General features: G+C 61.1%; 11 protein-coding genes. All 11 read left to right on the top strand.

Annotated features, from left to right (window positions below; genetic code table 11):
* Positions 1–8 precede the first annotated feature (8 nt).
* The 11 genes from J3481_RS01500 (at position 9) to J3481_RS01550 (ending at position 12,479) form a co-directional block, all read left to right on the top strand.
* Positions 9–1,331 carry a TM1812 family CRISPR-associated protein gene (locus J3481_RS01500; protein ID WP_206832159.1) on the top strand — a complete coding sequence of 441 codons (1,323 nt, stop codon included), beginning with the start codon at positions 9–11 and terminating at the stop codon, positions 1,329–1,331.
* The gene (gene cmr1 / locus J3481_RS01505) at positions 1,324–2,760 is read left to right on the top strand and encodes a type III-B CRISPR module RAMP protein Cmr1 (RefSeq protein WP_206832160.1); all 1,437 of its coding nucleotides are present in this window, start codon (positions 1,324–1,326) and stop codon (positions 2,758–2,760) included. The genes J3481_RS01500 and cmr1 overlap by 8 nt, the downstream gene beginning before the upstream one ends.
* Positions 2,761–2,768: 8 nt before the next feature.
* Complete coding sequence (gene cas10 / locus J3481_RS01510; RefSeq protein WP_328702120.1) at positions 2,769–4,607, top strand: type III-B CRISPR-associated protein Cas10/Cmr2; 1,839 nt, start codon at positions 2,769–2,771, stop codon at positions 4,605–4,607.
* A gap of 11 nt (positions 4,608–4,618) precedes the next feature.
* On the top strand, positions 4,619–5,854 hold the full coding sequence (locus J3481_RS01515; RefSeq protein WP_236010992.1) for a type III-B CRISPR module-associated protein Cmr3: 1,236 nt from the start codon (positions 4,619–4,621) through the stop codon (positions 5,852–5,854).
* Positions 5,854–6,714 (top strand): type III-B CRISPR module RAMP protein Cmr4, encoded by an 861-nt coding sequence (cmr4, locus tag J3481_RS01520; RefSeq protein WP_236010993.1) that lies wholly within the window; start codon positions 5,854–5,856, stop codon positions 6,712–6,714. The genes J3481_RS01515 and cmr4 overlap by 1 nt, the downstream gene beginning before the upstream one ends.
* Before the next feature lies 1 nt (position 6,715).
* Positions 6,716–7,114 (top strand): type III-B CRISPR module-associated protein Cmr5, encoded by a 399-nt coding sequence (cmr5, locus tag J3481_RS01525; protein WP_328702121.1) that lies wholly within the window; start codon positions 6,716–6,718, stop codon positions 7,112–7,114.
* Positions 7,107–8,273 carry a type III-B CRISPR module RAMP protein Cmr6 gene (gene cmr6, locus J3481_RS01530; protein ID WP_236010963.1) on the top strand — a complete coding sequence of 389 codons (1,167 nt, stop codon included), beginning with the start codon at positions 7,107–7,109 and terminating at the stop codon, positions 8,271–8,273. Before cmr5 ends, cmr6 begins: the two co-directional genes overlap by 8 nt.
* A 27-nt stretch (positions 8,274–8,300) precedes the next feature.
* Positions 8,301–9,488 (top strand): glycerate kinase, encoded by a 1,188-nt coding sequence (locus J3481_RS01535; RefSeq protein ID WP_328702122.1) that lies wholly within the window; start codon positions 8,301–8,303, stop codon positions 9,486–9,488.
* A gap of 307 nt (positions 9,489–9,795) precedes the next feature.
* Complete coding sequence (locus J3481_RS01540) at positions 9,796–10,785, top strand: sugar kinase (protein WP_206832164.1); 990 nt, start codon at positions 9,796–9,798, stop codon at positions 10,783–10,785.
* A complete protein-coding gene (locus J3481_RS01545; RefSeq protein ID WP_206832165.1) occupies positions 10,782–11,408 on the top strand; it encodes a bifunctional 4-hydroxy-2-oxoglutarate aldolase/2-dehydro-3-deoxy-phosphogluconate aldolase in 627 nt (208 codons plus the stop codon). Before J3481_RS01540 ends, J3481_RS01545 begins: the two co-directional genes overlap by 4 nt.
* 15 nt (positions 11,409–11,423) lie before the next feature.
* Positions 11,424–12,479, top strand: a complete 1,056-nt coding sequence (locus tag J3481_RS01550; RefSeq protein WP_206832166.1) for a mannonate dehydratase — start codon at positions 11,424–11,426, stop codon at positions 12,477–12,479.
* The last annotated feature ends 1 nt before the right edge of the window (position 12,480 follow it).

Raw genomic sequence — 12,480 nt, forward strand, 5'->3', positions numbered from 1 at the left:
GACCATCGGTGACAGTACACCGCATCTATCTAACGTTCGTCGGCGGAAATGCACCCCGTCAAGTGCCCTATCGCTGGGGGGACGAAGTCTCAAATGATCGTTATTTTCAGCTCACGGCACTCGATTGGATGCGGCGCGGCGTGATCCCATTTCATCCTGACGAGGTTTGGGTCGTGCTGACACAGAGAGCACGCGAGCTATGGGTAAAACCGCCCGAAGAAGGCGAGACGCCGCTTCGCGAGCAACTCTATGCCCAGGCCGAGCGCATGGGAATCCCCATTCACGAGGTGGGGTTCGACCAGGAGCCGCGCGACCAAAGCGTCTGGATGAATTTTGATGAACTTGTGCGCAGGCTGGACAAAGCCTCACAAGACATCGGGCCGGATGCCGAACTTCACATCGCCGTGGACGTGACGCACTCCTTTCGTTATTTCCCCATGCTGGTTCTCACCTTGCTCCATTACGCGCATGTCGTCCAGGGGGTGAAGTTGGAGCTCATCCTTTACGCCGCCGAGACCGGCGACGTCCTCGATTTGACTGCGCTCGCGCAACTTCAGCAGTGGGTTCTCGAGATGCATCGTGCGCTGAAAGGGCCCGACGCGAGCGGCGTGGAGCGGCTGGTACGGGAAATTCAAAGTTCCGTTGCTAGGAAGGACCGAGCTCAAGCTCCTTTCTTGTCTCCGCTCCAGACGTTTGCAGCGAAATGGAATGTTTTATGGGAAACCATGCGTCTTACGAAGCATCACGAGGTACCGCTTGCCGCCACGCAGGCTCTCGATGCCTTGGATGAGTGTGAGCGCCTCGTCGCGGAGCTTGAGGAGGGTACAGCCAGCTTCTATCCGTTGCTCAGAATCCTGCGGCAGGTGCGGGATCAAATCGAGCCGTTGTGCGAAACGGAATGGTTGCCTCTCATGCTCGCGATGGTCCGCTGGTACCTAGACCGCGGGATGTTTCATCAGGCGTACACGACGATGCGAGAGTTGTATGCCACGTACGCGTGCCAATTGGCCGGGGTAGACGTGTTCGACAGAGAATATCGCGAGGCGTTGTTGCGCGAGGCGCGAAGCCAAGAGGGATGGAGGGAGGAGACACCGGAAGAAGATGTGGGCCGCGAGTTCAAAGCGTCCATCCCTCTCCCGGCACGTGCTTTTCTCACGGAGTTCTCTCAAGACATCTCGGAGATTTCGAATATGAGGAATCAACTGCACCACGGCTTCTTTCAAAGAGATCGGAAGCAAACGCGCGAGCAAAAGTTCCGCGCCAAACTCGAACAGTCCATGGAGCGACTGGTTCAGTGGACGGAAGCCCGAGAGGAGATTGCGCATGAGTAAGGTGCCCGATGTGGAGCTTCCTAGCGTCGCCGGACATCTGGAGATTCTTACAGGCGCCTGCATCACAACACTTACGCCCGTGATTGGCGCGGGCGTCCATTCCCAGAAGGCCGATGCATGTCATCCAGTTCGCGGAGAGACAGTGAGGGGACACCTTCGATTTTGGTGGCGAACTGTGTCGCAAACGGGTCCGTTGGACCAGTGGATTGATAAGCAGCTCCAGGAGGAGGCTCGCAAGCGCTCGCTCCAGTACGTTCGGCCTGATGGAGCAGCACGGCTGCGCATGCGAGAAGCTGCGATTTGGGGAAGTTCGAGTAAAGCTGGATTGGTTTCCGTGGAGGTGCAAGTTAGGAAATGGCACCGTGTACGGCACCAGCCTCCCAAAGAGGTCCTTCAAAGCATTGCGTCCGTTATGGACATGAACTCGCTGCCGAAAGGGATATCGCCAATTAGCTATGCCGCGTTCCCATTGCAGCACCAGAAACGCGAGTCTTCGAACGCATGCGCTGAAGTCGGTATGGGATCGTTCCAAGTCCGGGTACTTTGGAATCCGTGGGTGCGCGACTTGAGGGACGAGGTCAAGAATCAGGTGGCTCAAGAGATTCGCGAGGCGCTCTGGCGGTGGATTCATTTCGGCGGAATCGGAATGCGCTGGCGCCGTGGATTCGGAGCTCTAGCCTTGAATGATATGACAGGCTCCGCGGAGGGATTGAGGAGTTCGCCAACTGGTTTGCAAGAACTATGCGATCATCTCTACCCACAGCCAGACGGATTCCCGAAGATCCAGGCAGTTCTCCTTAAGATGAAAAGTGAGAAAAGGGATTCTCGAGGTACGTGGAGTGCTTGGGAAGCCTGCCTTGAACCGTTGCGCTCCTATCGACAATCGAAAAAAACGAAAGATGGGGCGACCAAAACTAGAGGTGCGAACTCAAGGTTCGGCAAGACGCGTTGGCCCGAAGCAGACGTCATCCGTGCGATCCATCGCGCAAAGGGCGAAGTGAAGCGGGTTGCAATGCGGTTTCCCCGGGCTGTTCTCGGCTTGCCAATTGTCTTTCATTTCAAGGGAGGAGACGCGCCCGATAGTCAGTTGCGCCCGCAGAATTGTGCGAATGCTCTCGTGGGTCGCCTCCCGAGTCCGTTTATTCTAAGGCCTGTGCAAATTGGGGAATTCGTGTATCCGATGTGTATATGGCTGGAAGCACCTCGACCGGTGGACCAAGATCATCCCTTTGTCTCGCTATCTCTGAAGGTGGGCGAGTTGGAGATTCCCGTCTGTTGGGCTGCTGCGCTCCCGCAAATCGAGGATCGCTTTCGAGCGATGGAAGAACGCGAAGCAAAGTTTGAGGAAGCAAAAGATGTCGTAGCCGACTTCCTTCGGTATGTGCGCCAAAGTGGCTTTGAAGACGTCTATCGCTCTCATGCTACCTGAAGGACGTGGTGCCGTTGCAGACTTACCTCGTTTCCATCACACTCGGGCCCGTTCAGGACTTTGTCCAGGCGGCTCGCCGTACGAGAGATCTTTGGTTCGGCTCGTATTTCCTTTCCGAAGTGTCCAAGTGCGTCGCAAGAAGCCTTGTGGATGATGGTGCCACGCTCATCTTCCCCCATGTGAACAGCTTGCAGGGCCCTCAGGCGGTGGCCAATAAAATCCTGGCAATGTTCGAAGGAGAGTCAGTGGCGCCTGTCGTCGAGCGGGCTCGTGAAGCTGCTATCGCGTATCTTCGTGAAATCGCCAAAGATACGATTCAAGCGCTGCGAGAATGGGTTTCGCCCCGCCATGACGTGATCGACGAAGTGCTCTTTTTCCGTCAGGTAGACGACTTTCTCGAATTCTACGCAGCATGGGTACCGATGACGGGTACATACGATCGCGAGCGAAGGCGCGTCGAAGGGATCCTGGCTGCGCGTAAGCAACTCCGTAACTTTGATCCCAATGAAGGGGCGCGCGTACCTAAGTCCAGCTTGGACGGAGCGCGAGAATCTGTCCTGCGTATCCCTACAAATGGCTCGTCGATCGAACGTGAGCTGCGAAGGATGGGGATTCGACCGAGCGAAGCGCTGGACGCGATGGGGCTCATCAAGCGCGTGAGCGTGCGGCGTTCGTACCCGTCGGTCGTGCGTGTGGCTGTGGATAGCTGGATTCAGGCGGGGCTGTCCGATGACCGTTTTCGAACGCAACTCGGCCAGGTTTGTACGGTGCTGGACCGAATCTTGGCCGAGGCACCCGAATCGGATGTGGTATCGCGCACGCGAGACCTCGATACACTCGAGGCGTTCGTGCCATCGGATTATCAGCAATTCCCTTATGACGGCAAGGTCCTCTTGGAAGGATTCTTTGAGCAGGAAGAGTTTCGACAGTTGGAGAACAGCCATCCAGACGTAGCGAGCTCGTTGAAACGAGAGGTGACTCGCCTGCGAGACATGAGGGGACGTTCGCCTCATCCCTACCTCGCCGTGCTGATGGCAGATGGAGATCGCATGGGTGTGCAAATCGACCGAATGAAAAGCGCCGCGGAGCATTCGGCATTCAGCGCCAGTGTGTCGAAATTTGCGCAGAGCGCGCAGGACGTGATCGTCAAACACCGGGGGATTCCAGTCTACGCGGGCGGAGACGATGTGTTCGCGTTCCTGCCCATCGAAACGTGTCTGCAAGCCGCAGACGAGCTGCGGAAGCTTTTCGAAGCGATGGTGGCGTCCAAAGTGACGAAGGACAAGCCTTCCTTATCTGTCGGCATCGCCATCGGATACTGCAGAGAAGACCTGGGTGTCCTTCGTCAGCTCGCCCAACAGGCGGAGCGCGAGGCGAAGGAGCCTGACCGGAATGGTCTCTGTGTGCTTGTGCAAACTCGCTCGGGTGGAGATCCCATCCGTGTTCGGTCCCGATGGGACGACGATCCCGTACCACGCATCAAGCGGTTGGCGGCGTGGCATCAGCGGTCGGAGGTGGCGCATGGCACAGGATACGTGCTTGAGGAGATTGTCCGCCTGTATGGGGGAGCCGCCGACGAGGACATCGTGGCCGGAGAACTTCGGCGAGCGCTCTCTCGGCGCACGGTGGCTGGTGAGGGTCGACTTGCCGACGCGGTCATTGAGGACATCGAGTCCCTGTTTCGCTCCCGTCTCCGCGCTCGGCAGGCGTTCGGCGGTAGGGCAGCTACCGCTGCTCTGGTGGATTGCGCTGCTTGGCTAAAGCTGGGTCACTGGTTGGCGGGTCACACAGAACCTGACGTGTGGCGGAGCCTCGGGGACGGCGCTCGCGAGGAGGTGGAGACGTGAAGACCGGGTGGATGTTGTTTCATCCCTTCAACCGCGTGGTGGTTCGGGACGGACGGCCTTTCGGCGGAGAGAATCGCACATTGCGCTCGCTTCCGTGGCCACTTCCGCCGACGACAGCGGGGGCGGTTCGTACGTTGGTGGGTTCGTTGACGGCGAGAGGTGGGCCTGCATTCTCGGAGGAACGCATTGAGATCCTCAAGCAAATCTCCGTACAGGGGCCCGTACTTGCCGTTATGCGCGACACCGGAGTTCATGAGGTGTTTCTGCCGGCGCCGCGCGACGTGTGGATGGCAAAGGTGGAAGACCGGATCAAAGTCGGAGCTTTGGTTCCCCAGAGGATTGGGGACGACGCGGGAACGGATCTAGGCGGTATCCGCGCCTTTGCGAGTCCGCCAGGTGCGGACAAGCCGCTTGCTCCGCCAGCCTTCTGGTCACTCGAGGCTTATCTTCGATGGATCACGTTCGATCACGCCGGATCGCGCGTATTCGAGGCAACCACCGCAGATCCGATGGTAGCCCTCACGTCCTACCTCTTTGGCGCAGAAGACACGAGTCATTCCAAGGATGCGAGTTGTCGGCATTTCCGATCAAGCCCAGCATTGGAGTGGCGCACGCACGTGCAGATGGAGGGAGGTCAGCGCAAGACAGGGGGATTGTTCTCGACGTCGGGACTGCGGCTTCGCGAGGATGAGACGCTCGCCTGTTGGGTGACATTGCCGGATGCATTGGAAGATGCAATCCCGTCTGGAACAGAAATTCCAGGACACATCGGAGGGGAGCGTGGGCTCGCCCGCGTCCTATGGAGCCCCGCAAATCGCGCAACGCCGAGTGCGTGGACCATGAGTCAGGCGCTCACCGAACCATATCGCCGTGGCGACTTGCTGCGCCTTGTATTGCTCACGCCATGTCCCTTTCGGAATGGATGGTTGCCTCAATGGCTTGACCAACGCATGGAGGGGGAACTGCCCGGAACACATCTACGCGTTCGCCTGGAAACGGCGATCGTTTCCCGATATGTCCCAGTCTCTGGATGGAGTCTGGCAGAGCCTCGCGGGCCGAAAGCGATGCGCAAATGTGTGCCTGCTGGTAGTGTGTATTTCTTCACTGTGTTGGAGGAGGATGCAGAGCGTACTATTCGTCCGCTCGACTTGTGGTGGTCGACCGTGGCGGATGACCCGCAGGACGCGCGCGATGGATTTGGCACGGTTGCTGCAGGCCGCTGGTCGTGGGGGGAGGATGTACTGTGATGGTCATTCGCTCATACTGGATTTACGGCTATTCGCCCATCCACGTGGGGGCTGGGCAAGGAACGGGATTCGTCGATCTTCCGGTCGTCCGGGAAAAAGTGACGGGATGGCCGTATGTGCCAGGAACCTCCGTGAAAGGTGTGTTGCGCGACGAGTGGGAACGCCGGAGGCTCGACGATGTGGAACGTGTATTTGGGACGCAGGACCGGGCTGGGCTTGCGACCTTTACCGACGCTCGTCTCGTGTGTTTGCCCGTGGCGAGCTTGTTTGGAACGTACGCCTATGTGACCTGTCCGCTCGTGTTGAAGCGATTGGTTCGAGACATGGCGCTGACGGGTCTTGAACTTCCTTCGCCTGATCGCGAGATCGATGTTCACACAGCGCTCGTGACCCACAGCTCCAAGATCGGGTTTGCGTTTCATTCGCGCGATCGTCGAGTGGCGTACCTGTTGGACTTTTGCTTGGATACGGAAAGCTGTGAGGTCACGACGTCCATCGCGAACCGCCTTGCAGAGATCATTTTTGAGGACGAGGCGTGGCGCCAAGGTTTTGTGGACCGGTTTGTGGTCGTTCATGACCAACTGTTTCAGCTGTTCTCGGAGCAAGGTACTCAGGTGGATGCGCATGTTCGCATGGGGGATAACGGAACGGTCGCCGAAGGTGCGCTCTGGTACGAAGAGGCACTGCCGCCCGAGACGCTGCTCGCAGGGATCCTCGCGCTGGAGGGTGCCTCGCCGGATGAAGTCGATCGTGCAGGTTCGAGGTTTGAAGGGCGCACGCTGATCCAAATCGGCGGAAATGCAACGACGGGTTGTGGGCAATCGGCCCTCATCTTCGGGCCGCGAAAGGCGGTGGATTGAGGTGGACGTGGTGTCTTCGGTCGAGCCACGCGCTGTTCAGTTTCTCCGGACCGCCAAAGAGCTTGTCCTCAGCGACGACGTCAACAAGGTCAAGTCCGAATATTCGTCGCTCGTGCGCGGATTGCCGGCGCTGTTGCATCAATCAGGCGTCTTTGAGACCATCGCCTATCTTGAAAGTCGATCTCGCCGGGGCAGGGAGACGGCACATGGCCTTGTGCTCGAGCATTTGTCCCGCCTTTTGGCTCCGGTAACCGATTTGAATCAACTTACAACCCATGAACTTACAAGAATGCAAGTGAACCAGTATCTCCTGGTGTCGCGCCTCGCTCTTGAGGCGGCCTCCTGGCTGAAGCGGATGGTCGAAATCCAGTTTGGCGATGAGGAGGAGCCTCATGCGTGATGTTGGCATTCGTGGGCCCTTGGCGGAGTCGTACATGTGGAAGGAAGCTGGTTCTAAGATCGACAATCCCGGCCTCGTGTTCTACCGCTATGGCTTTGTAGATGCGTTCCAGAACACGACCATCGTCAGGGTAAGTGACGAAGCCAAGGAAAGTATGCTTGCCAAGGTTTATGGTAAAATTGCCGATGCCTGCGGCGCTGCCAAAGACGGGGATTGGTACCCAAGGATCTATCAGAGGGCGACACAGGTTTTGGGCGTGGGGAATGTCCGTCATCGGAGCGGCGAGATCGAATTTGCGGAACGACTGGCTGTGGGCTTGGGCCGTGCGTCCGTCTACGAAGTCGGTTTAGCGTTTCATCCCGTGTACGGCGTCCCCTATATCCCCGCCAGCACACTGAAGGGTCTCGTCTCTCATTTTGTGCATGAAGTGGTTGGCAAGAAGCATTCTCCGTTTCTACGCGGAGGGGAGGCGCATCGTTTTCTCTTCGGAACGGTCTCCGAGGGTGCGGCGGACGAGGCGAGGGAGCGAGGTGCGCTGATTTTCTACGACGCGCTCATCAAGCCCGAGGCGTTGGGCAGTTTGCGCCTTGACGTCATGACGGTTCATTACCCCTCTTACTACCGTGGGCAGGACACGCCCCACGGGATGGACGATCCCATCCCGATTTATTACCTGAGCCTGGACCGACCGACGTTCCTGTTTCGGCTCGGCATGGACTGCGAAGATCCGAAGGCGGAGGAATGGCTGGCATGGTCGTGGGATCGGCTGATGGAGGCGCTGTCCTTCTGGGGCGTTGGCGGCAAAAAGTCGAGCGGTCTTGGGCGGGCGAAGGGAAAGCAGCCGGCGTTTGTCGCGGGCGAATCGGAACCGCCCGTGCCTCGTCAGGGGGATATCCTGCTTGTGAGGCGAATTGATCCACCCGAAGGAAAACAGGGCATATGGTTTGAGACGGTGAATCCGCCTCGCCTGTACGGCGTTGCGAGCAGTGTGACCCCACAAATGGCGCCTGAAATCGGAGGAACGATGGAATTGAAGTTGAAGAGATTCCGCCCCGACTTGGATCCGGAGCGAGTCGAGTGGGAGCGAAAGCCGCAGTCTCAGCCGTTTTCATCACATTCGCAGCGTATGAAGGGCGGGCCAAAGCCGAAACGTTTCTAGACGCTCCAGAAGCAAGGGGGCCGTGACGTGACAGATGTCACTCCTATCTCCGGGGTGCGGAGAAACCTCCACATCCTCCTCGCCCCCGACTCTTTCAAGGGCTCGCTGTCCGCGGCCGAAGCCGCCATGGCGATGGCCGAAGGCGTGCGCCGCGCGTGTCCATCCGCGCAGTTGTCGCTTCTCTCCATCGCCGACGGCGGCGAGGGCACGCTCGATGCCATCGCGGCAGCGACCGGGGCAGCTTTCGCCCCGGCTGACGTCATCACAGCCGGGGGCTCGCGCAAGCGCGCGCGCTTCCTCGTTCTGTCGGACGGTACAGCCGTGATCGAGTGTGCGGAGGCCGTGGGGCTCCCGGAAGCGATGCGATCCGGCCGGGACATCTGGCATCGCAACACCTTCGGCGTGGGCGAGTTGATCCGCCGCGCGCTCGATCTCGGCCACTGGCGCATCGCCGTCGCGCTCGGCGGGTCCGGCACCAATGACGCCGGCGCCGGCTTGCTCGCCGCATTGGGCGTCCGGTTCGTCGACGACGCAGGACTGGACGTGGAGCCCGTGCCGGCCGCGTTTCACCGCATCGCCCGGGTGGACGCGACCCAGCTCGATCCGCGCCTGCAAGCCGTAAAGCTTATCGCCCTGTGCGACGTGGAAAATCCACTTCTCGGCCCGAACGGTGCCACGCACGTCTTCGGCCCGCAGAAGGGCGTCGGTCCTGACGACGTGCCGCGACTGGACATGGCGCTCGGCCATATGGCGGCGCGGTGCGAAGCCGCCTTCGGTCGCAGCGCCTCACGACTGCCAGGCGCAGGCGCGGCCGGAGGGCTCGGCTTTGCGCTCTACTTGCTTGGCGCCAGCCGAATTTCCGGGATCGAGTTCGTCCTCGATGCAATCCGATTTGATGAGCATCTGCAGGGTGCAAGCCTCGTCCTCACGGGCGAAGGCCGCACGGAAGAGCAGACGGCGTACGGCAAGGCGGTCGCGGGTGTGGCAAGGCGCGCGAAGGCGCACGGCGTTCCGGTGTTCTGCATCTCGGGGGCCGTGGACCCGGGTGCTGAGCGCTTGTATGCTCTCGGCGTCTCCGCGCTCTTTTCCAGCGCGCCTGGACCCATCTCGCTGGACGAAGCCATGGGAAACGCCAAGCAGCTGCTCGCGGCCGCCGCGGAAAACGCCGTGCGCGCATGGTTGGTGGGGCGTACACAGGCGCGCGGTCGCGACTAGGCAGCGGGGCCGCTTCGTAAGGGGCGCTCATGCGGCGCTCCTAGCCTGAAGCCCGCTGCCCCACTTGGCGCGGCCCTGCGCCCGCTACATCAGGGCGCGCTGCTTCACCGTTTTCATGCTACAATGCCTGTGTGGGCGATCTCGCCCTCATTCTTTCACACCTTCTAACACACAAGTATACAAGATCAGGCATGAGCCGCTCGGAGGTTCGGATTTCACCGAGGTTCGCAGCGCAAGTGCGGTCTGTCCTCGGTGTACCAGAAGACCTGCGCGACAAGAACCAGCGATGAATGCGAGGAGGGGCGAGATGACGGAAGATCGAACGCGCACCCTGCGGGTGCTCACCTTCGGCGAACCGCTCGTCGTCTGTGTGCCCGAGCGGGCAGGAAAGCTGTATCACGTTCGCCGCTTTCACACCGATTGCGCCGGCGCCGAGCTGAACACGGCCGTGGGGCTGGCGCGATTGGGCGTTCCCGTTTCGTATCTGGCCAAAGTGGGGGACGATCCCTTCGGCGAACAGATTCGCCGCGCGCTGCGTGAGGAAGGCGTCGAGGATCGGCTGGTCACAGCGTCCCACCGGTTTTCGACGGGGATTTACTTCAAGCAATGGTCGGGCCTCGATGGGCGGACGGAGGTGTTCTACTACCGAAACCAGTCTGCCATGGCCCAGGAGGGCTTCTCGACCGATCTCGCCGAGGAAGCCCTTCACGCGGGCGAGATCGCGTGGGTGCACGGCACGGGCATCACGTGGATGATCGGCGAAGCGGCGCGGCGGGCGAGCGACGCGCTCGTGGCGGCGGCCGTCCGGGTGGGCGCAACGGTTTCCTTCGACATTAACGTTCGGCTGAAGCTGGCGCCGGAGGACGCGTGGCGCGCGCTGCTTGAACACATGGCGCCGAAGGCCACGTGGCTCTTTCTCGGCGACACCGAGGCGGAGATGCTCCTCGGCACGGCGCGCGCTCAGGAGGTCTGGGCGGCCATCCAGGGACTCGGCTTCCGCGGCGAAGGCGTCATTGTCAAGCGGGGCGCGGATGGTGCGGAATGGCTGTCGGAAGGCGGCGCGCTTCAGGTTCCCGCGTGGCCCGTCTCGAACGTGGTGGACACGGTCGGCGCGGGGGACGGATTCAACGCGGGATTCATCGCGGGGCGGATGAAGGGCTGGAACACCGAGGATGCGCTGAAGCTGGCGGCGCTCGTCGGTGCGTGCGCGGTGACCGCCGAGGGCGATTCTCAAGGCTATCCAACTTGGCGAGAGGCCATGTCGTATCTCGAGGGCCAGGGAGGCGTGGAGCGATGAACGTGGTATCGATGCTGGACCAGGAGAAGGTTGTGGCGGTGTTGCGGCGGCTGCCCGCCGACACGTTTCTGGACGTGGTACGGGCGCTCGTCCAAGGCGGTGTGCGCGCCATCGAGGTGACCATGGACGCGCCGGAGGGGGCGGAACTCATCCGCAGGACGCGCGAGGCCTTGGGCGATCGCGTCCTTCTCGGCGCGGGCACCGTGTTCACCCGCGATCAGATGCTCGCCGCGAAGGAGGCGGGCGCCACATTCTTTGTCTCGCCGCACCTGGATCCGGATCTGATGCGGGCCGCAAAGGATCTCGGCGTCCCCATGGTGCCGGGCGTGCTTACGCCGACGGAAATCGCCGCCGCCCTCAGCCAGGGGGCGCAAGCGGTCAAGATCTTTCCCGGCAGCCTCGTGGGGCCCTCGTACCTGCGCGATCTCCGCGGGCCCTTCAAGGACCTGAAGGCCATGGTCACCGGCGGCGTGCGTGAGGACAACGCGCGCGCCTTCCTGGACGCGGGCGCAGTCGCGGTGGGCGTCGGCAGTTCGCTCTTTCCAAAGGCGGATCTCGAAGCCCGGGACTACGCGTCCATCGCGAAGCGCGCAGAACGGCTGGCGCGGCTCGTGCGCGGATGAAGGGAGGGCACCCACATGCAACTGTCGTTTCGCTGGTATGGGCCGGACGATCCCGTCACGCTCGACAAGATCCGCCAAATTCCTGGATGCGTCGGCATCGTGTCTGCGCTCTATCACGTGCCGCCGGGCCAGGTCTGGCCGGAGGATGAGATCCGCGAGCTCGTGCGGCAGGTCGAGTCGCGCGGATTTCGCCTGACTGTCATTGAAAGCGTGCCGGTGCACGAGGACATCAAGCTCGGGCGCCAAACGCGCGACAAGTACATCGAAGCGTACCAGGAGACGCTCAGGCGGCTAGCGAAGGCCGGGATCGACACGGTCTGTTACAACTTCATGCCTCTCTTCGACTGGATGCGCACGTCGCTCGCGTACCCTTTGCCGGACGGATCGAACGCGCTCGCTTACTTCCACGACGAGGTCGATGAGGAGGCGCTCCTCTCCGGCCGCGTGAAGCTGCCCGTGTGGAACCTCGACGAGGACGGCGATAAATTGCGCCGCCTGCGGGACGAGTACCGGGAGCGGGGCGATGAGGGATTGTGGGACAGCCTCGCCTACTTTCTGCGCGCTGTGGCGCCCGTCGCCGAAGAGGTCGGCATTCGCCTGGCCATCCATCCGGACGATCCGCCCTGGCCCGTCGTCGGCATTCCGCGCATCATCGGACGGCATGCGTCGTTTCTCCGCATGTTCGAGCTCTGCGATTCGCCCGCAAACGGCGTGTGCTTCTGCTCCGGATCGCTCGGGGCATCGGCGGAGAACGATTTGCCCGCCATACTGCGCGATCTCGGCGAGCGAAACCGCCTGCACTTTGTCCACCTGCGCAATGTTCGCCGCATTGGCGAGAAGTCGTTCTACGAGTCGGGACATCTGTCGCGGGACGGATCGATCGACATGGCGGAACTGGTGGCCATTCTCGCGAAGCTCGACTACCGCGGGCCCGCGAGGCCTGACCATGGGCGCATGATCTGGGGCGAAACGGGCATTCCGGGCTACGGCCTGTACGATCGCGCCCTCGGCCTGACCTATCTGAACGGCCTTTGGGAGGCGTCGCGCGCATTCGTCACCGGCCGGGCGTGAG

The organism is Alicyclobacillus fructus, from assembly GCF_017329605.1.
Classification (GTDB): Bacteria; Bacillota; Bacilli; order Alicyclobacillales; family Alicyclobacillaceae; genus Alicyclobacillus; species Alicyclobacillus fructus.